The organism is Pseudomonas cichorii, from assembly GCF_018343775.1.
Classification (GTDB): Bacteria; Pseudomonadota; Gammaproteobacteria; order Pseudomonadales; family Pseudomonadaceae; genus Aquipseudomonas; species Aquipseudomonas cichorii.
Genome location: NZ_CP074349.1, coordinates 3,703,275 through 3,725,614, shown reverse-complemented (window position 1 = coordinate 3,725,614; position 22,340 = coordinate 3,703,275). Strand labels below are relative to the sequence as shown.

Here is a 22,340-nt window from a genome sequence, read left to right as displayed (position 1 = left end):
ACCCCCGTGCAAGAGTTGCTTGAGTCCGTAAAATCGCTGTCCGCCCGTGAACGCAAGGCGCTGGCGGTACTGCTGAAGCGACAGGGGGTGAATCTTTACGCTGTCACGCCAATCTTCAAGAGAGAGTCGCAGGAAGGTTCTGCGCTCTCTTTCGCCCAGCAGCGGCAATGGATCATCTGGCAGCTTGAACCACAGAGCGCCGCCTACAACATCCCCCTGGCCCTGCGCCTGCACGGCACCTTGAATGTCGAGGCCTTGCGCCGCAGTGTCGAGCACCTGATCGCCCGTCATGAAACCCTGCGCACGACCTTCGAGCAGCAAGGCGATGATGCTCTGCAAGTGGTGCATCCGGCAGGCACTTTCGCTCTGAATGTGGACCGGCTGCAGGCCGGTGAAACGGTCGAGGCTTACGTTGAACAGGAAGTGCAACGGCCCTTCGATCTTCAGCAAGGGCCACTGTTGCGCGTCAAGCTGTTGAGCCTGTCCGACAATGAACATGTGTTGATCCTGACCCAGCACCATATCGTCTCCGATGGCTGGTCGATGCCGATTATGGTCGATGAGTTGCTGCGTTTTTACGAAGCCTGCAGCCAGGGACGCGAGCCGCAACTGGCAGCGCTGCCGATCCAGTATGCCGATTACGCCTTGTGGCAGCGCAACTGGCTGGAAATGGGTGAACAGGAACGCCAGCTGACCTACTGGAAAAACCAGTTGGGCGACCAGCCGCCAGTGCTTGAACTGCCCACCGACCGTCCACGCCCGGCAGTGCGCACTTATGGCGGCGCACGCCTCAATGTCGAACTCGATGGCGCACTGCCGGGCCGTTTGAAGGAAGTGGCCCGGCAGCAGGGCGTCACCTTGTTCATGCTGTTGCTGGCTTCATTCCAGACTCTGTTGCATCGCTACACCGGGCAGGCCGATGTGCGTGTCGGCGTGCCGATTGCCAACCGCAACCGCCCCGAAACCGAGGGCCTGATCGGCTTCTTCGTCAACACCCAGGTGCTCAAGGCCGAGTTCGATCCGCAGACAACCGTTGTCCAGTTGTTGCAGCAGATCAAGCAGACTGCCTTGCAGGCTCAGGCTCATCAGGACCTGCCCTTCGAGCAACTGGTGGAAGCCTTGCAGCCGGAGCGTGATTTGAGTCGCAGCCCGTTGTTTCAGGTTGCCTATAACCATCAGACCCAAGGCCGTAGCGAGGCTCGCCAGTTGCCCGGTTTGCGTCTGGAATATCAGGTGTCGGACAAGCACACCGCGCAGTTCGACCTGACCCTGGATACCTGCGAACGCGAAGATGGTCTGAGTGCCTCGCTGATCTACGCCACTGACCTGTTCGAGGCAGCAACCGTCGAACGCATGGCCGACCACTGGCGCAATGTGCTGCACGCCATGACGGCCAATCTCCATCAGCGCATTGCGGACTTGCCATTGCTGAGTGCTGCCGAACGTGAGCAAACGTTGCAGGACTGGAACCGCGAGGTGGCGGTTTTCCCCAGTGTGCAGTGCGCTCACCAGTTGATCGAAACCCAGGCCGCTCGCGTGCCGCAGGCCATTGCCCTGACGCTGGGCAATGAGCAACTGACTTACGACGCACTGAACCGTCGCGCCAACCAACTGGCGCACAAGCTGCGCGAGCAGGGCGTTGGCCCGGACGTGCGGGTCGGTCTGGCGGTGGAGCGCAGCCTGGACATGATCGTCGGCCTACTGGCGATCCTCAAGGCGGGCGGCGCCTATGTGCCGCTGGACCCGGATGCCCCCCAGGAGCGCCTGAGCTACCTGATGGACGACAGCGGCATTGCCTTGCTGCTGACCCAGGATCACTTGCTGGCCAGCCTGCCGGTGCCGTCGCAGGTGAAAACCTTGTCGTTGAACGATTCGCTGGAAGGCTATGCCGACAGCACCCCGGTCAACCTGACGACACCGGATAACCTGGCCTACGTGATCTACACCTCGGGTTCCACTGGCAAGCCAAAAGGTACGCTGCTGCCGCATCACAACCTGATGCGCCTGTTCGCGGCCACCGATGACTGGTTCAAGTTTGACGATCAGGACGTGTGGACGCTGTTCCATTCCTACGCCTTCGACTTCTCGGTCTGGGAGATTTTCGGCGCCTTGCTGCACGGCGGTCGCCTGGTCATCGTGCCCCGGGACGTCAGTCGTTCGCCGGAAGACTTCCATGCCTTGCTGGCGCAGGAGCAGGTCACGGTGCTGAACCAGACGCCATCGGCGTTCAAGCAGTTGATGCGGGTGGCTTGCGACAGCGAAAAATCACTGGCCTTGCGTTCAGTGATCTTTGGTGGCGAGGCGCTGGACGTCACCAGCCTGACTCCCTGGTTCGAGCGCTTTGGCGACCAGAGCCCGCAACTGATCAATATGTACGGCATCACCGAAACCACGGTTCACGTGACCTATCGCCCGATCACCCAGGCGGACACCCTGAGTGCCGCCAGCCCGATTGGCGAAGCGATTCCTGATCTGTCCTGGTACGTGCTGGACGCGGACTTCAACCCGGTAGCGCTGGGATGCAGCGGTGAGCTGCATATCGGCCATGCCGGTCTGGCGCGGGGTTATCACAACCGCGCAGCCCTGACGGCCGAACGCTTTGTGCCGGACCCGTTCTCTCAGGACGGCGGTCGCCTGTATCGCACCGGCGACCTGGCCCGTTACCGAGCGGAAGGCGTGATCGAGTACGCCGGACGTATCGACCATCAGGTGAAGATTCGCGGCTTCCGTATCGAACTGGGTGAAATCGAGGCGCGCCTGCTGGCTCAGGCCAGCGTTCGCGAAGTCACCGTGCTGGCGCTGGACGGGCAACTGGCCGCGTATCTGGTGCCTCAGGATTCAAGCATCGATCCGCAAACCCTGCGCGAAGAACTGAAAACTTCACTCAAAGCGCATCTGCCGGATTACATGGTGCCGACCCATTTCGTGGTGCTGGACGCCATGCCGCTGACCGGCAACGGCAAGCTGGACCGCAAGGCCTTGCCGAAACCGGATGCCAGCCAGTTGCAGAACAGCTATGTGGCACCGCACAGCGAGCTGGAACAGCAATTGGCAGCCATCTGGGCGGACGTGCTGAAAGTCGAACGGGTCGGTCTGAACGACAATTTCTTCGAGCTGGGCGGCCACTCGCTGCTGGCGACTCAGGTGATTTCCCGGATTCGTCAGCAACTGAACCTCGAGCTGTCATTGCGCAATCTGTTTGAAGCCCAGAGTCTGGCCAGTTTTGCTCAGGCTGCTGATCAAGGGCAGAGCAGTCAGGCTCCGGGATTCGTTAAAGCAGACCGAAGCCAGCCGCTGGGCTTGTCCTATGCCCAGCAACGTCAGTGGTTCCTCTGGCAACTGGAGCCGGAAAGCACCGCGTACAACATGCCGGTTGCCCTGCGCCTTAACGGTTCGCTGGATCTCGAGGCGCTGGAGCAGAGCTTCACGGCGCTGATTGCCCGCCATGAAACCCTGCGCACGACCTTCCGCCAGAACGGTGAGCAGGCGGTACAGGTTGTCCATCCGGCGTCGGCCTTCAGGCTGGTGGTGGAGCATTTGCCTGCGGGCCAGTCCCTGAGCGTCTGCGTGCAACAGGAAGTGCAGCGCCCCTTCGATCTGGAGCAGGGGCCTTTGTTGCGCGTCAAGCTGCTGAACCTGGGCGAAAACGAGCATGTGTTGGTCCTGACTCAACACCATATCGTCTCCGATGGCTGGTCGATGCCGATCATGGTCGATGAACTGGTGCGTCTGTACGAAGGCTACAGCCAGGGGCATGACGTCGATCTGGGTGAGCTGGCGATTCAATACGCCGATTACGCCCTGTGGCAGCGCACCTGGATGGAGGCTGGCGAGCAGGCTCGGCAACTGGCCTACTGGAAGGAACAACTGGGCGACGAGCAGCCGATTCTGGAATTGCCTGCGGACCGGCCACGGCCAGCGGTGCAGAACCATGCCGGAGCAAGGCTGGGCCTTGAGCTGGAAAGTACTCTGCTCGATAACCTCAGAGACGTGGCGCGCCAGGAAGGCGTGACGCTGTTCATGTTGCTGCTGGCCTCGTTCCAGAGCCTGCTGCATCGCCATTCGGGACAAAACGATATTCGGGTTGGCGTGCCGATTGCCAACCGTACCCGCGCTGAAACCGAAGGGTTGATTGGTTTCTTCGTCAACACTCAGGTGCTGCGCGCCGAATTCGACCTGCACACCACGTTCAGGGAGCTGTTGCAGCAGGTCAAGCAGACTGCCTTGCAGGCCCAGGCTCATCAGGAACTGCCCTTCGAGCAATTGGTGGAAGCCTTGCAGCCGCAGCGCAGCCTGAGCCATAGCCCGTTGTTCCAGGTGATGTTCAATCATCAGAGCCAAGGTAATGCCGAGGTTCGCGAGTTGTCCGGGCTGAGTGTTCAGGGCCTTGAGTCGGACAGCCATGCGGCGCAGTTTGACCTGACCCTTGGCACCACGGAGCATGCAGGTGGCCTGAGCGTCGGGTTGACCTACGCCACGGCGCTGTTCGACATCGCCACCATCGAGCGCATGGCCGAGCACTGGCTGACCTTGCTGAAAGCCATCTGCATCAACACCCGCCAGCGAATTACCGAACTGCCGATGCAAAGCGAGGCCGAGCGTCAGCAGATTCTGCAGGGCTGGAACGACAGTGCTGCCGCTTACCCGAGCGAGCAATGCCTGCCTGCACTGATCGAGGCTCAGGTACAGGCCACGCCTGATGCGCCGGCGCTGATGCTGGGCAGCGAACAACTGACCTATCGCCAGCTCAACAGCCGCGCCAATCAACTGGCCCACAAGCTACGCGAACTGGGCGTTGGCCCGGATGTGCTGGTGGGTGTCGCGGTGCAGCGCAGCCTGGAGCAGGTGGTCGGCCTGCTGGCGATCCTCAAGGCGGGCGGCGCCTATGTGCCGCTGGACCCGGATTTCCCTCAGGACCGACTGGCCTACATGATCGAAGACAGCGGCCTGCAATTGTTGCTGACCCAGACGGCGCTGCGCGAGCGTCTGCCGATCCCGGCATCTGTCCAGAGCCTGTGCCTGGATCAGGCCGGTGACTGGCTGGCAGGCTACAGCAGCGAAAACCCGATCAACCCGGCGCATCCGCAAAACCTGGGCTATGTGATCTACACCTCCGGCTCCACGGGGCTGCCAAAAGGCGTGACCATCGGCCATCAGGCGCTGGTCAACTTCCTCCATAGCATGGCGGAGCAGCCGGGGCTGAGCGCTCAAGATAAAGTCTTGTCCCTGACCTCGCTGTCGTTCGATATCGCCGGGCTGGAGCTGTACCTGCCGCTGATGCGCGGCGCTTCGGTGGTGCTGTTGCGTCCCGATGAAAACAAGGACCCGCAAGCCTTGCTGGCGGTGATCGAACAACAGGCTGTCAGCGTGATCCAGGCCACACCGTCTACCTGGCGCATGCTGCTGGACAGCGCTCCGGCAGGCGCTTTGCAGGGCAAGACCTTGCTGTGTGGTGGCGAGGCCTTGAGCGTCGAACTGGCCCAACGGCTGATCGATCAGGCCGGGCATGTCTGGAACGTCTACGGGCCGACGGAAACCACCATCTGGTCGGCGCGCCATGACCTGACCCGCTGTGACGATATCTGGCTGGGTCGGCCTTTGGCCAATACCCGTCTGCACATCGTCAGCGACGATATCAATGTGCTGCCGATCGGCACCCGAGGCGAGATGCTGATCGGTGGCGATGGCCTGGCTCGCGGTTATCACCAGCGTGCTGCGTTGACCGCCGAGCGCTTCATTCCCGATCCGTTCGGCCCGCCCGGTTCGCGGCTGTACCGCACCGGCGACCTGACGCGCTATCACGCCGACGGAGTGATCGAGTACGTCGGGCGCCTGGACCATCAGGTGAAGATTCGCGGTTTCCGTATCGAACTGGGAGAAATCGAAGCACGCCTGCAAGAACACCCTGGGGTGCATGAAGGGGTGGTCATCGATATCGACGGGCCGGCGGGCCAGCAACTGGTGGCTTATCTGGTTCCTGCCGAAGAGGGGCAAGACCCCAATACCCTGCGTGACGAGCTGAAGGCGCATTTGCGGGCCGGTCTGCCGGATTACATGGTGCCGAGCCACTTCGTCTGCTTGCCGCATATGCCGCTGACCCCCAACGGCAAGCTGGACCGCAAGGCTTTGCCCAAGCCCGATGCCAGCCAGTTGCAGCGTAGTTATGTCGCGCCATCCACCGAGCAGGAACGACAGATCGCCGAGATCTGGGCGCAGGTGCTGAAGGTCGAGCGTGTCGGCCTGACTGATGACTTTTTCGAGCTGGGCGGGCACTCGCTATTGGCAGCCCGGCTCATTTCCAGAATCCATTCAGGCCTTGGGGTCGATGTGCCCCTGCGCCTTGTTTTCGAGAAACCGCAATTGAACGACTTTATCCAGGCACTGGAGAGCAGCGGCTTGTCGCTGACCGAGGACGGCTTGTCCGATATCGAAAAAATGATGAATGAAATGGCGGGTATCTGACATGGAAAAGTCTGCAGCAGAACGTATTGCCCAGCGCTTCGTCGGTTTGCCCGTGGAGCAGCGCCGCCAGATTCTCACCAAGATGAGCGAGACCGGGCAAAGCTTCAGGTTGTTGCCCATTGCGGTGACCCGCCATGACGTGCAACGCATCCCGTTGTCCTACGCCCAGCAACGCATGCTGTTCCTCTGGCAACTGGAGCCGGGCAATATCGCCTACAACGTGCCGCTGGCTGTGCGCCTGAATGGCCCGCTGGACGAGCGCGCTCTGGCACAGGCCCTTGAGCGGCTGGTGCAACGCCATGAAACCCTGCGTACCCGGTTCGTGTCGGTGGAGGGCGAGTTTCATCAGGAAATTCTTGAGCAGGCGACCGTCGCACTGGACGTCGCCTATGCCAGCCACGACGACATTGAGGCGCAGGTCAAAGCCGAATTGCAGGCGCCCTTTGACCTGCTGAGTGGCACGCTGCTGCGGGTGAAACTGTTCCGCCTGAGCGACGCCGAGCATGTGTTGACCGTGTGCATGCATCACGTGGTCTCCGATGGCTGGTCGGGTGAGTTGCTGATTCGCGAATTCGTTCAGCTCTATCAGGCGCAGGTCGCCGGACAGCCTGCTCAATTGCCGCCACTGGCGATTCAATATGCCGACTACGCCATCTGGCAGCGCGCCTGGCTGGAAGCCGGGGAGGGTGAGCGTCAACTCGAATACTGGAAGCAACAACTGGGCACCGAGCATCCATTGCTGGAATTGCCGCTGGACCATGAACGGCCTGTCCAGCCGAGTTATCGCGGAGCAATCGTGCGGGCGGACCTGCCGGAAGGGCTCTCTGCCCGGCTCAAGACCCTGGCGCGCAACAACGGCCAGACGGTGTTCATGTTGACCCTGGCTGCGTTGTCGGTGGTGCTGTCGCGCTACAGCGGTCAGGCCGATATCCGCATCGGCGCGCCCAATGCCGGTCGTACCCGCAATGAGCTGGAAGGCCTGATCGGCTTCTTCATCAATACCCAGGTGCTGCGCATTCAGGTGGATGAGCGCCAGACCTTCGTCGAGCTGCTGGACCAGGTCAAGAGCGTGGTGATGGGCGCGCAGTCCCATCAGGAGCTGCCGTTCGAGCATCTGGTGGATGCCCTGGCTCCAGAGCGTAACCTGGGCCACAACCCGCTGTTCCAGTTCAAGATCAACCAGCATGTGTTTGCCGGTGATGAAGGCAGCGCCGGTACGGCTGTGGCCGGGTTGACCGTGGCCGAGTTCCCGGTGGGCGGCGGTGATGCGCGTTTCGACCTGGCCTTTGACTTCACCGACACCCCGTCGGGGTTGCGCGGTTATTTCACCTACGCCACCGACCTGTTCGAGGCGTCGACCATCGAGCGTATCGCGGCGTCGTTGCAGAACGTGCTGGAAGCGCTGGTGGTGCATTCCGGCGAGCGCCTGGCGGATCATCCGCTTGCCGTGACGGCTCCGGTTGCACCCCGGACTGTCGATTTCGCCAGTTCCGATTTCCTGGCCCTGTGGCAAAAAGGCCTGCACGCCGGGCAGGGCAAGCCGGCATTGCGTGTTGGTCAGCACGTGCTGAGCTATGACCAGCTGGAACAGCGCTCCAGCCAGTTCGCCCGTTACCTGCAAGGCGAAGGCATTGCCGATGGCATGACCGTGGCACTGTGTCAGGACCGTTCAGTGGAGTGGGTGGTCAGCCTGTTGGCCGTACTGAAACTGGGTGCGGTGTACCTGCCGCTGGATACTGCGCAACCTGCCGAACGCTTGCAGCAACTGGCCAGGGACAGCGGCGCGGTGCTGCTGATCCACGCCCGAGGCGATGACAAGGCTGCCAGCCTGGGTGTCTGCCCGGTGCTGGCCTATGACGCCAGCCTGTGGGCCGATGTCGATACGAGCCCGTTGAATATTCAAGTGCTGCCGCAGCAACCGGCCTACATCATCTATACCTCCGGCTCCACCGGGCAGCCCAAAGGCGTGGTCATCAGCCATGGCGCGCTGGCCAACTACCTGCAAGGCGTGCTCCAGCGTCTTTCCCTGAGCGCCGAGGCGAGCATGGCCATGGTGTCCACCGTTGCCGCCGACCTGGGCCATACCCTGTTGTTCGGCGCCCTGGCATCCGGTCGTCAACTGCATTTGCTGTCCCATGAACAGGCATTCGATCCCGATGGTTTCGCCGCGTACATGGCCGAGCATCAGGTGGCAGTGTTGAAGATCGTGCCGAGCCATCTGCAAGGCTTGTTGCAGGCCACAAGGTCTTCCGACGTGCTGCCGGAGCAGATGCTGATCCTGGGGGGCGAGGCCAGTTCCTGGTCCTTGATCGAACAGATCAGAACCCTCAAACCGGGTTGCCGGATCGTCAACCACTACGGCCCGACCGAAACCACGGTAGGCATCCTGACCCATGAAGTGCAGGAAAAACTGGAGGCCTGTCGCAGCGTGCCGGTGGGACACCCCCTGGCCAACGGCAAGGCGCGGGTGCTGGATGCCTGGCTGAACCCGATGGCCGAGCGGGTGGCCGGTGAGTTGTATCTGGGTGGTCGCGGCCTGGCGCAGGGCTATCTGGGGCGTGCGGCCATGACGGCCGAGCGTTTCGTGCCGGACCCGGAAGGCGATGGCGAGCGTCTGTATCGCGCCGGTGACCGTGCGCGCCGGGTAGACGGTTTGCTGGAATACCTGGGCCGTGCCGACGATCAGGTAAAGATTCGCGGCTATCGGGTCGAGCCGGGTGAGGTCGGCCAGGTGCTGCAAGCGCTGGATGGCGTGGCCGAAGCCGTGGTGCTGGCCTTGCCACTGGAAAGCGACGAATCCCGCCTGCAACTGGTGGCCTATTGCGTGGCCGCTGCGGGCACGACGCTGCAGGTCGAAACTCTGCGCGAACAACTGACTGCCAGCCTGCCGGAATACCTGGTGCCCGCGCAGTTCGTGGTGCTGGAGCGTCTGCCGCTGACCGCCAACGGCAAGCTGGACAAGCGTGCGTTGCCCACGCCGGGTGTGGTCAAACAGCGCTACACCGCACCGGTCGGCGAGATCGAGGAAAAGCTCGCCGCCGTCTGGGCCGATGTACTCAAGCTGGAGAAGGTTGGCACGACCGATAACTTCTTCGAGTTGGGCGGGGATTCGATCCTCAGCCTGCAAATCATCGCCCGTGCCAAGCGTCAGGGCCTCAAGCTGAGCCCCAAGCAACTGTTCGAGAAACAGACCATCGCCCAGTTGGCGACGGTGGCCAAACTGATCCAGAAGAAGCCCGCAGCAGTCGTCGAGCAGGTGAGCGGCAACTTGCCGTTGCTGCCGATTCAGGCGCGTTTCTTCGAGATGAACATTCCCGAGCGCCATCACTGGAACCAGTCGGTGATGCTCAAGCCCAACAGCCCGCTGGAAGCCAGTCATCTGCTGGCAGCCTTGCAGGCTCTGATCGAGCAGCATGACGCTCTGCGCCTGGGCTTTGCCCAGCAGGACGGCCAATGGCAGGCGACCTTCGGGCCGCTGAACACCCGCGACTTGTTGTGGGAACACGAACTCAATGACCGGTCACGCCTGACCGAACTGGCTGACGAAGCCCAGCGCAGCCTGGACCTGAAAAACGGCCCTCTGCTGCGAGCCGTGCTGGTGAACCTGCCTGAAGGCGAGCAGCGCCTGTTGCTGGTCATCCATCATCTGGTGGTGGACGGGGTGTCATGGCGTGTGTTGCTGGAGGACCTGCAACAAGCCTATGTCGCCCTGAATACCGGCAAGGCCCTGGCGCTGCCCGCCAAGACCAGTTCCCTCAAGGCCTGGGCTGCGCAGTTGCACACTTACGCCCAAAGCCCGGCGCTGGCGTCGGAGCTGGCTTACTGGCAAGCGCAGTTGCAGGACGTCAGCGATACCTTGCCAAGCGATCATCCGGACGGCGGGCAGCAGCAGAAACATGCCACCTCTGTGACCACCCATTTGAACAGCGACCTGACCCGGCAATTGCTGCAAGACGCTCCGGCCGCCTATCGCACCCAGATCAACGACCTGTTGCTGACCGCATTGGCCCGCGTGATCAGCCGCTGGACTGGCCAGCCCGATGCCTTGGTCCGGTTGGAGGGGCATGGTCGCGAAGACCTGTTCGACGACATTGACCTGAGCCGCACCGTTGGCTGGTTCAGCAGCCTGTATCCGGTCAGGCTCACTGCGCATGCAGCTCTTGCCGATTCGATCATGTCGATCAAGGAGCAACTGCGCGCCATCCCCAACAAGGGCATCGGTTACGGCGTGTTGCGTTATCTCGGCGCAGAACCTGTGCGGCAGAGCCTGCAACACCTGGCGCAGGGCAGCATTGTCTTCAACTACCTGGGCCAGTTCGATGGCAGTTTCGATGCCAGCGATGCGCTGTTCGCACCCTCGGGGGAAAGCAGCGGCGCGTCCCAGAGCAGCGAGGCCCCGCTGGCGGCCCCGATCAGCATCAATGGTCAGGTCTACAACGGCGAGTTGCGCCTGAGCTGGAGTTTCAGTGCGGCGGTTTTCGAGCCCGATACCGTACAGCGCCTGGCCGATGAATACGCCCGGGAATTGCAGCAACTGATCGCCCATTGCACCACCGAGGGTGGCGCCGGGGTGACACCGTCCGACTTCCCGCTGGCCCGTTTGAGTCAGAAACAATTGGGGCAACTGTCGATCAATCCGCGTGAAATCGAAGACATCTATCCGCTGTCGCCGATGCAGCAAGGCATGTTGTTCCACACCTTGTTCGAGGAAGAAGCGGGCAACTACATCAACCAGATGCGCGTCGATGTGACCGGCCTTGAAGTCGGGCGCTTCCAGGCGGCGTGGCAGGCGACGGTGGATGCCCATGAAGTGCTGCGCAGCGGGTTCGTCAGCCATCTGGAACACTCGCTGCAAGTGGTGCAGCGCACGGTGAACGTGCCGTTTGTCGAGCTGGATGCTCAGGGGCAATCCTCTGTCTGGCTAGATGACTGGGCGCACGCCGATCGGCAGAAAGGTTTTGATCTGACCCAAGGCCCGCTGTTGCGTCTGGCGGTATTGCGCACTGGAGCCAACACTCATCACCTGATCTACACCAGCCATCACATCCTCATGGACGGCTGGAGCAGTTCGCGCCTGTTGGGCGAAGTGCTGCAACGCTACAGCGGTCAGCCAATACCGCAGCAGAGCAGCCGTTATCGTGATTACATCGAGTGGCTGCAACGTCAGGATGCCCAGGCCAGCGAGCGTTTCTGGACCGAACAGGTGGCCGAGCTGGACGAGCCGACCCGCTTGGTGCAGGCGCTCAAGTCCAATGCAGGCGGGCAGGGCCATGGCGATTACTTCCAGTTGATCGATGCTGCCGGCACCCAGCGCCTGAGCGAGTTTGCCCGCGAGCAGCGCGTGACGCTCAACACCTTGGTGCAATCGGCGTGGTTGTTGCTGTTGCAGCGTTATACCGGGCAAGCCAGCGTGACCTTTGGCGCAACCGTGGCAGGTCGCCCGGCGGACTTGCCGGGGGTTGAAGAGCAGCTTGGCCTGTTCATCAACACCTTGCCAGTCATTGCCAGTCCGCGTCCCGAGCAGTCGGTGGCGGACTGGGTGCAGCAGGTGCAGGGCAAGAATATTGCCCTGCGCGAGTACGAACACACGCCGTTGTACGAAATCCAGCGTCTGGCAGGCAGCGGTGGCGAAGCGCTGTTCGACAACATTCTGGTGTTCGAGAACTACCCGGTGTCCGAAGCCCTGCAACAGGCTTCGCCGGACGGTCTGGCCTTCAGTGGCCTGATCAACCAGGAGCAGACCCATTATCCGCTGACCCTGGTGGTGAATCTGGGCGAGACGCTGTCCCTGCGCCTGAGCTACGCCCGCCAGCACTTCAACGAAGAGGTGGTGACGCAACTGGCCACCCACTTCCAGCACCTGCTTCAGGCGCTGGTGCGTGATCCGGCTGCTGCCATCGGCGAGCTGTCGTTGCTGGATGAGCAGGAGCAGCAACAGATTCTGCAAGAATGGAACGCCACCGCTGCCGAGTTCCCGGGCGAGCAGTGCGTACACACCCTGATCGAAGCCCAGGTGCTGGCGACCCCCGATGCTCCGGCGTTGATCTTCGACAATCAGCAGATGAGCTATGCGCAACTGAACGCCCGCGCCAACCAGTTGGCCCACAAACTGCGCGGGTCAGGTATCGGTCCGGATGCGCGGGTGGGGATCTGCGTCGAGCGCAGTCTGGAACTGGTAATCGGCTTGCTGGCGATTATCAAGGCCGGTGGGGCGTATGTGCCGCTGGACCCGGATTATCCTCAGGACCGTCTGGCCTATATGCTGGCCGACAGCGGCATTGGCCTGTTGCTGACCCAGACGTCACTGCTGCAAGGCCTGCCGGTGCCCGATCATGTTCAGTCGTTGTGCCTGGATCAGGAGGGTGACTGGCTGGAAGCTTACAGCCAGGACAACCCGGTCAATCGCACCCATCCCGAAAACCTGGCGTATGTGATCTACACCTCAGGCTCGACGGGTAAACCCAAAGGCGCGGGCAATAGCCATCGCGCCCTGGTCAACCGCCTGCACTGGATGCAGAAAGCCTACGGGCTGGATGCCAGCGACACCGTGTTGCAGAAAACCCCGTTCAGTTTCGACGTCTCGGTCTGGGAGTTTTTCTGGCCGCTGCTGACCGGCGCACGTCTGGCGATAGCTTTGCCGGGGGATCATCGGGACCCTGATCGTCTGCTGCAGACCATTACCCGCTACAACGTCACGACCCTGCACTTCGTACCCTCGATGCTTCAGGCCTTCATGACCCATGAGCGGGTGGAAAACGGCCACAGCCTGCGCCGCGTGGTGTGCAGTGGTGAGGCCTTGCCCGCTGAGCTGGCTTCGCAAGTGCTCAAGCGTTTGCCGCAAGCAGGTCTGTTCAACCTCTATGGCCCGACCGAAGCGGCCATCGACGTGACCCACTGGACCTGCACGCCGGACGATACCCTGAGCGTGCCGATCGGTCGGCCTATCGATAACCTCAAGACGCACATTCTGGACGATGGCCTGCTACCGGCAGCCCGTGGCGCGGCAGCCGAGTTGTATCTGGGCGGTGTCGGCCTGGCGCGGGGTTATCACCAGCGTGCTGCATTGACTGCCGAACGCTTCGTGCCCGATCCGTTTTCGGCCAATGGCGGTCGCCTGTATCGTACCGGCGACCTGGCGCGCTACGGTGCCGATGGGGTGATCGACTATGCAGGCCGGATCGACCATCAGGTCAAGATCCGCGGGTTGCGCATCGAGCTGGGTGAAATCGAGGCGCGGCTCAATGAACATCCGGGCGTGCGCGAAGCCCATGTGATCGATATCGACGGCCCGAGCGGCAAGCAGCTTGCAGCCTACTGGGTAGCGAACGATGGCGCGCAGGATGTGAATGGATTGAAGGAGCATCTCAAGACGCTGCTGCCGGATTATATGGTGCCGACGCACTTTGTAGCCGTTGACGTCATGCCGCTGACTGCCAACGGCAAGCTGGATCGCAAGGCCCTGCCAAAGCCGGATGCCAGCCAGTTGCAACAAGGTTATGTGGCGCCACGTACCGAACTGGAAGAGCGGCTTGCCGCTCTTTGGGCGGACGTGCTGAAAGTCGAGCGTGTGGGCCTCAACGACAATTTCTTTGCCCTGGGCGGCCACTCGCTGTTGGCGGTGTCCCTGGCGGGCAGGATTCGCGAAGCGTTCGATATCTCCATCAAACTGCATGATTTCCTGTTGATGCAGACCCTGGGCGAACTGGCTGACTTCCTGCGGGCAGGCGAGGCGAAGGTCAAGTCTGCGGTCATCCGCATGAACAACAGCCCGTCTGACAAAACCCCGCTGTTCTGCCTGCCGCCGGGTGGCGGCGGCACTTACTCCTATTACCCGTTGGCAGGCAGGCTGAGCGAAGATCGGCCGGTGTATGGTCTGGTCAACAAGGCCTATGTGGTGCCGGGCTGGTTCGACAGATCCTGGGAGGGAATGGTCGGTTACTTCGTCGAGCAGATCAGGCTCACCCAGCCTGTCGGGCCATACAACCTGCTGGGGTGGTCCCTGGGCGGAGCCTTGGCCATCGATGTCGCGCATATTCTGGAGCGCGATGGTGACAAGGTGAATTTCCTGGCGCTGGTGGACACGATGCTGCCGGCTTCCGCAGGCCTGAGCTGGATCGAGGAGGACCCTGAAGTCCGGGCACGGAATCAGGACCAGAATCTCTTCCAGAGTCTGATCCAGAGCCTGGTGGCGTTCGTGCCGGGGCTGGCCCGTGAGCGTGTGATCGAGTTGATCGCAAGCGCCAGGGTATCGCTCAAGGATGAACGTGAAATCGCTGACCGGGTGATCGAACAGGTTGCACAGGATGCCGGTATCGGCGTCGAAAGCCTGCGTAGCGTGTTCCAGGACATCGCGATCCAGGATGAAATCGAAACCGGCTACAAACTGCTGCACGCCAATGCCGTACTGGCCGAAGCCTTCACCCTCAAGACACTGGACGTAAAAGTGGATTGCTGGTGGGCAGGACAAAGCCGCGAACCGGACCAGATCCTCAAGGCGCAAGCCGTGGTTGAAGAACAATGCTCGGTAAACGGGCTGGGTTCTTCGATCGTCATTCAGGAGCGGCACGACAATATCGTGATCGGGGAGGGGTTTCTGGACGGGGTTGTAGAAAGGCTGAGGGGGAAATGAGCAGCAAGCTTTAAGCCGCAAGCTGCAAGCCTCAAACTCTTGTAGCTGCTGCCTTCGGCAGCTCTAAAACTCGCCGCGCAATGTCAGCATGTAATTGCGCGGATCTCCGTAATAATTTCCTCGGTCCACATCCCCGGTCGCCTTGTAATACTTGCGATCCAGCAGGTTGTTGCCGTTGAGGGCCACGCTCCAGTGTTCGTCTATTTTCCAGGAGGCTCTGGCGTCCCAGATGGCGCGGCCGGGGTTTTTGATTTCTGCTGATGATTCGGCTTCCGAATAGCCGCTCTGTGCGGAAACCCCGGCGCCGAGGGTCAGGCGGTTCCAGGTGCCGGGCAGGGTGTAGTTGCCGGTCATGCGAAACAGGTGTCGGGGTGTTTCGGCCGAAATGGACTGGCCGTCGCTGCCACGGGTCATATTGAAGGTATAACCCGCCACGGTTTGCAGGCCGGGCAGGGGTTCGCCGCTGGCTTCTACTTCAAACCCCTTGCTGCGGCGGATATTGCCGTTCAGGTAGCAGGTGCCGTAGATATCGTTCATCAGGCATTCGCCAGGATTGGCGTTGTCTTCCACCGCCACATCCTTCTGCTTGACGTAAAACATCGCAAAGGAAAGATTCAGGCGTTGCTCGAAGAGTTCGCCTTTGATGCCGGTTTCGTAGTTTGCGCCGATGGCCGGTTTCAGCAGGTTGCCAGCAGCATCCCGGTACACGCTTTGCGGCAGGAAGATATCGGTGTAACTGGCGTACAGGGACCAGTCGGGATTCAGGTCGTAGATCGTGCCTATGAAAGGCGTGAGTTCATGTTGCTCTATGGATTTACGAGTGACGCTCGCTGCCTGGGTCTGGTAGTCATACCAGCTAAGGCGACCGCCCATGACCAGACTCAACGACTCCGACAGATGCAGGCGCAGATTGGCGTAAGCGCCATAGCGTTTGTCACTGAAGTCGGTGATGGAGGTCCAGTCGGGCTGGGCCGGTTCGGCAATCAGGTGGCTGTCGGGGTCGAATACATCGATGGGCTGGTTGGATGTCACATTGACTTGGCTGGACTTACGCATCTGCTCCGACCAGTTGCCGCCGAAGGTTAGCTGGTGTTCCAGGCCGAACGCCTCGAAATGACCGTCCATGTGCGCATCGAAACCGTTGCTGTGCAATTGGTCGGAGCGGAACAGGGTTCGGGCGATACGGGAACCGGTCAATGTCGCCGGATCGATGGCGCCCTGGGCATAGGCCACTTTCTGCTCGAACGAACCCGTTGAATGGGTGGCAGACAGTGTGCCCGACCAGTTCTCGCTGAAGTGATGGTCCAGTTCCGTGAACACTTCGTCCGTGCGGGTCTGGTGACGGTTCCAGTCCTGGGCCAGTGAAGTCGAGCGTGGTACGTCCAGGGCACTGCCATCGCTGTAGCGGGGCAGGCCGAAGATGGTGAAGCCTTTGATATCGGCTTCCTGACGGCGAACGCCCACAGCCAGGGTGGTGTCGTCATTCAGGTCGGCTTCGAGGATGCCGTACAACAGCGGGGCGGATTTGCTGAGGCCATCGATAAAGTAGTCACGGTCGGCATAAGACGCCACGAAGCGGCCCCGGATGCTGCCCGAGTCGTTCAGTTTGCTGCTGCCGTCCAGATCCACCCGGTTGTTGTTCCAGGTGCCGGTGCGGGTGGTTATTGAAAACTGCGGTATGGCGGTCGGGCGTTTACGCACCAGATTCACCGTGCCGCCGGGGTTGCCCGCGCCGATCAGCAGCCCGGCCGCGCCCCGCAGGATTTCCACCCGGTCGTAGATTTCCATATCGGGCGTCATCCAGCCGGTCACGCTGTAGCCCTGACCGGAGATGCCATCAATGGTGTAGCTCTCGTCTTCCATGGCAAAGCCGCGTGAGCTGAAGACATGGGAGCCGAAATTGCGTTGGGAAAAAGTGACGCCGGTGGCCTGGGCCATCACGTCTTCCAGGCTGTAGAGGTTCTTGTCGTTCATCAACTGGCGGGTCACGACACTCACCGACTGCGGAATTTCACGCAGGGACTGGGCGCTTTTGGTGATGCTCACTGCGGACGTGGTGTAAGAGCCCGAACCTTCGGTAATCAGACCTGCCGGTGGTGCCTGAATCGACAGGGGCTTGAGGCTGACCGGAGGAATAATGGCGGTCAGTGTCAGGGTGTTGTTCTCAAGGCTATAAGGCACTCTGGCCTGATCGAGCAGGTTTCTGGCTGCCTGCTCTAGGGTAAATCTGCCGCGCACGGCCTGGCTGCTTTTGCCCTTGATATCGTCCGGGTTGTACAGCACCTGCAGATCACCCTGGCGCCCCAGTTCATTCAGGGCGCTGTTCAAGGGTTGGGCTGGGATATCGAATTCGATCTCCTGCGCCAAGGCCTCTGCCTTGAACGTCATCAGCAGCGCAAACCCTATCACTCTTATCGCAGGCCTTGGCTGGAGCAGCAGGCGGGCAGGCAGTGGAGGGCGGGTGCGTGATTGCATGGTGATGGCTCTTCGATCAATGACGCAGGGTAAACCATACCGTCGTATGGGGCACTGCCTCTGGTCATCCTTTACCAGGCGATTTTTCAACGTGGCTCATAAGGAATTCATACGAATGAGGCAGGAATTAATTTAGTAAGTCTTTCAATAAAAAAGACCAGAGGCTGCCCTCTGGTCTTTTTGTGGTGCCCTGTGGATCGGTTTATCCGCAGATTCTGCGCAGGATCAGAAGTCGCCGCGCAGGGTCAGGACGTAGCTGCGTGGTTCGCCGTACAGGTTGGAGCGGTCCAGAGCCACGGCTGTGGTGTAGTACTTGCGATCAAACAGGTTGTCGGCGTTCAGAGCGACGGTCCAGTGCTCGTCGAGCTTCCAGGAGGCGCGTGCATCCCAGATGGCGCGGCCTGCAACACCCAGTTGATCGTTGGACGGCACGGTGTAGCCGGAGTCAGCCGATACGCCAGCGCCCAGCGTCAGACGGTTCCAGGCACCGGGCAGGTTATAGCTGGTGTTCAGACGCAGCATATGTTTTGGTGTCTCGTAGGCCACTTCCATATCGGAACTGTTTGCCAACTGGTTGAAGGTGTAGCCGCCAAAGACCTGAAGCCCTGGCAGTACTTCGCCGCTTGCTTCGATTTCAACACCTTTGCTGCGTTTGATGCCGCCCTGGACGTAGCAGGTGTTGTCGGAGCCGCCTGGGCAGAGTTCTTCTGTCGTCTGGTCGACGTAGGCCACGTCTTTCTGCTTGATATAGAACAGGGCCATCGACAGATTCAGGCGCTTGTCGAACAGTTCACCCTTGATACCCGTTTCGTAGTTGGAGCCAATGGCCGGGTCCAGCGGGGCGCCGCCGACCTGTCTGTAAGCGGCTTGCGGGGTGAAGATATCCGCATAGCTGGCGTACCAGGACCAGTTGTCGTTGATGTCGTAGATCAGGCCGGCGAACGGGGTAAATTCCTGAGTCTGTTTGGATTCATAGGAAAGGGCCGGGCCGTATTTGGCGTTGTAGTCATACTCGAACCAACTGAGGCGCCCGCCCAGTACCAGGCTCAAAGGCTCGGTCAGGTGGATGCGGGTATTGGCATAGAGGCCGGCGCGCTCTTCAGTCGAGACGTAATTGCTTGTCCAGCCTGTATTCACCGGTTTGGCAAGTGAACGGGTGTCGACATCAAAGATATTGATGGCAAGAGGCGTCGCGATTGTGACGTTTTTGTTGTCGGCTCTCTGTCTCGACCAGTCAGCACCCAAAGTGACCTCATGGGACAGGCCGAAGGCGTCGAACTTGCCTTCCAGCTGGCTGTTCAAGCCCAGGCTGTTGACTTCATCTTTACGGAACAGCGTGCTCTGGAAGCGTGAGCCTGCCAGCGTTGTCGGGTTAACAGTGCCACGTGCATAGGCGATGGCCTGATCGAATCCGCCTTCGGAGTAGGTCAGGGAGGTCTTGTTGAGCCAGTTTTCGTTGAAGCGATGCTCGACTTCAAAGAAAGCTTCGCTCATGTCTGTTTCGAGCCGGTTCCACTTGGGAGCCAGGTTCGTCGAGCGCGAAAGATCCAGCGACTGCCCGTTGCTATAACGCGGCAGGCCGTAGATCGAGTAGCCGTTGATGACCTTTTCCTGACGACGCAGGCTCATGGTCAACGTGGTGTCGTCGGTCACGTCGGCTTCGAGGATGCCGTACAGCAGGGGCGTGCGGCTGTTGCGGTTATCCTGATACGAGCCGTTGTCTTCATAGGCGGCCACCATGCGACCACGGACAGTGCCCGAGTCATTGAGCTTGCCACTGCCATCCAGGTCGACGCGGTACTGATCCCATGAACCCGCACGGGTGGTGATCGAGAACTTGTTCTCGGCAGTCGGACGCTTGCGCACCAGATTCACCGCACCACCGGGCTGGCCTGCACCCACCAGCAGGCCCGACGCGCCGCGCAATACTTCAACGCGGTCATAAATCGCCATGTCCGGCTGCATCCAGCCGGTGATCTGGTAGCCCTGGCCGCCAATGCCATCGACCAGAAAGCTTTCCGCCAGCAACGAGAAGCCACGGGAGGTATACACGTGGCCACCAAAGTTGCGGTACTGGAAGCTGATGCCGGGTGTGTCTTCCAGCACTTCGCTCAGGCTGGTGAGGTTATTGTCGTCCATGACCTGACGGGTCATGACCGTGACCGACTGTGGTGTTTCTCGCAACGATTGCGCTGCGCCCTTGCCGATAGTGGTCGCGCCGGTGGTGTAGGAGCCTGTGCCGTCAGTGGTGGTGCCTAGATATTGGGAGTCAATCGCGGTCGGTGCCAGGTTGATGGCCGCCGATGAGTCCTGAGCGCCCAACGTCAGGGCATTGCCTTGCAAGCTGTAGGTCAGGCCCGCTCCGGCCAGCAGTTTCCCCGCTGCCTGTGCCGAAGTGAACTTGCCTTGTACCGCGCCGCCGGTCTTGCCCTGTACATCCGCGGGGCTGTAAGCCACACGCAGGCCGCCCTGGCTTTCCAGTTGACTCAGAGCGCTGCTCAGCGGTTGAGCCGGGATATTGAACTCGATTTCCTGGGCCTGTACCTGAGCGGCCATGGGCATGCTGAGCGCCAGACCGATTGCTGCCATGGCAGGTCTTGAGCGAAACATCCGGCTGATCAACAAGGCCTTGCTGAGAGGGGTGAGTCGTGACGGTGTGTACATGAAGTGGCTCTTTCTAGTTGGTATTGGCAAGGAGATAAAGAGCGTCGTTCAGGCCTGTCCGGATGCTGAGTCCGGACAGATGCTGCTCGACTTTTACTGGGAGCCAGGCTGACGGCAGATGCCCGCGCAGGTGTGCTGTTAAAGAGAACGAAAATGGCTCTCAGTTATTTAATGAATTTTTCACATGTGCCCGAAAAAAGATGGCGCAAGGCTATCGGGCGTGAGGAGGAGGCTGACTCATGGGCAAAAAGAAGCCCCGCTCGCGGTATCAACCGGGCGGGGCTCGGGCATTGATAACAGGCTGTATTCAGGCAGATACCGGTTGGGCTTGCACCTGCTCCACCTCGATCCTGCCGGCCTGCATGCGCACCAGTTGATCGGCAATCGGGAAATACCGGTCATCGTGGGAGATGACGATGATGGTCTTGCCCTGCTGTTTGAGTTCGGGCAACAGCTCGGTGTAGAACACGCGGCGGAAAGCCGGGTCCTGATCGGCAGCCCATTCGTCGAACACCAACACCTGACGCTCGTCCAGCCAGGCATTGATCAGGGCCAGACGCTTGCGTTGACCAGTGGACAGGTCGGTGGTGGTGAACGCGCCATCGCGAATGCTGACCTTGTGGGCAATATCCAGGCGCTCCAGGTACTTGCCCGCATCGGCAGGCAGTCGGGCTTCGCCTTGCAGCGGCTCGTCGAACAGGTGGTAGTCGGCAAAGATGGTGGTGAACAGCTGGCGATAGTCGTCCAGCTCTTCTGGCGTGACTGCCTTGCCGTTGAGCCGGATTTCCCCTTGTCGTGGGGTGTAAAGGCCCAGCAGCAGCTTGATCAGTGTGGTCTTGCCACAGCCGTTTTCGCCAACGATAAACACGATATCGCCCTGTTTGATCCGCAGGTTGACCGGGCCGAGGTGGAAGGGTTCGCTGCCTTCCACCGGCGGATAGTCATAGCGCAACTGATGCAGTTCCAGGGTCTGCATGTTTGCCAGGGTGTTGGGACGATCACTGACCAGCAGGTGCGGCTCGGGGCTGGAGAACTTCCACGACAGTTCGGCGATCCGGCGCATGGCGATCTGTGCGCGACTGATACCGGGCAGGGCGGTGATCAGGCGCTCCAGCGGGCCTTTCATATACAGCATGACCAGCACGAAACCGCCCAGCACGGTCTTTTCGGTACTCGGCCACAGCGCCTGAAAGGCAATGGCGATGCCGATGACCGCGAAGAACAGCATCGAGCCGAAGGTTTCTGCGCTGACGAAAATGTTGGCGGCACGCACGTTGGAGCGGCAGATGCGCTCGGTGGCACCATGGATCTGCTCGTCGAGCATGTGCTGGCGGCGCTTGCGCTGGATGCGCAGTTCCTTGGCACCGGCCGACAGGGCCTGATAGTGCTTTTGCAGCTCGTCTTCGCCATTGCGCGCCGCGATGATGCTACGGGTGCCGAAATGATGAGCCAGATACTGCGCGCCGGTGCCCAGCACCACGGTCAGGACCGTCAGCGCCAGTATCTGCCAGGACAGCAGGGCCAGATACGTCAGGCAGCCCAGGGTGACGGTGAACGAAATCACCATCGGCGCAATGGACAGCGCGAAGGTGCTGAGGGTGTTCACGTCATTGAGCAGCACCGGAATCAGGCGATGCGAACGATAACGCTCCAGTTGCTCGATGGGCGCGACCAGCACCTTGGCGGCCAGTTCACGACGCAGGTTGGCGACCACGCGCTGGCCGACATAGTTGGTCGACAGGTTCGAGACGGTGGAGCAGGCCAGGGTCAGCACGCACAGACCGGCGAACAGCAGGGCGGTGTGAGTGTCTGGTCCGCCTGCCATGTTCATCGCGTTGTTGATGGTGGCCAGCAGGGCGGTCACGCTCAGGCCGCTGACCACCCCCAGCACCGTCGAGAGAGCCACCAGCCACCAGAATGGCTTGAGGATCCTCAGGGTTTCCCGGGCGAGGCTTTCTGATTTGGGCGTCATGCTCTTGTCTCGTTATTGTCCGTTGTAGCGGTAATGCCGATCAGTAAAGGTGTACACAAAACCTGTGGGAGGCAGCTTGCTGGCGAAAAAGGCCTGAAAACTGGCAGATATTCTGCGTCTGTACGCTGAAGTCGCCAG

Annotated in this window: 5 protein-coding genes; 2 read left to right on the top strand and 3 right to left on the bottom strand. The window is 60.8% G+C overall.

The genetic code is table 11. The features are described from left to right. The first annotated feature begins 6 nt into the window (after positions 1 to 6). Together KGD89_RS15515 and KGD89_RS15510 are read left to right on the top strand one after the other, a co-directional pair. Positions 7 to 6,462 carry a non-ribosomal peptide synthetase gene (locus KGD89_RS15515; RefSeq protein WP_025260681.1) on the top strand — a complete coding sequence of 2,152 codons (6,456 nt, stop codon included), beginning with the start codon at positions 7 to 9 and terminating at the stop codon, positions 6,460 to 6,462. A gap of 1 nt (position 6,463) precedes the next feature. Continuing rightward, the gene (locus KGD89_RS15510; protein ID WP_025260680.1) at positions 6,464 to 15,091 is read left to right on the top strand and encodes a non-ribosomal peptide synthetase; all 8,628 of its coding nucleotides are present in this window, start codon (positions 6,464 to 6,466) and stop codon (positions 15,089 to 15,091) included. A 63-nt stretch (positions 15,092 to 15,154) separates the two neighbouring features. Here KGD89_RS15510 and KGD89_RS15505 read toward each other — a convergent pair whose 3' ends face one another. From KGD89_RS15505 to KGD89_RS15495, 3 genes are all read right to left on the bottom strand, one after another. Continuing rightward, positions 15,155 to 17,479, bottom strand: a complete 2,325-nt coding sequence (locus tag KGD89_RS15505) for a TonB-dependent siderophore receptor (protein ID WP_236249367.1) — start codon at positions 17,477 to 17,479, stop codon at positions 15,155 to 15,157. Between the two features lie 312 nt (positions 17,480 to 17,791). Beyond that, on the bottom strand, positions 17,792 to 20,230 hold the full coding sequence (locus tag KGD89_RS15500; RefSeq protein ID WP_025260678.1) for a TonB-dependent siderophore receptor: 2,439 nt from the start codon (positions 20,228 to 20,230) through the stop codon (positions 17,792 to 17,794). Positions 20,231 to 20,537: 307 nt separating this feature from the next. Continuing rightward, complete coding sequence (locus KGD89_RS15495) at positions 20,538 to 22,202, bottom strand: cyclic peptide export ABC transporter (RefSeq protein ID WP_025260677.1); 1,665 nt, start codon at positions 22,200 to 22,202, stop codon at positions 20,538 to 20,540. Positions 22,203 to 22,340 lie beyond the last annotated feature (138 nt).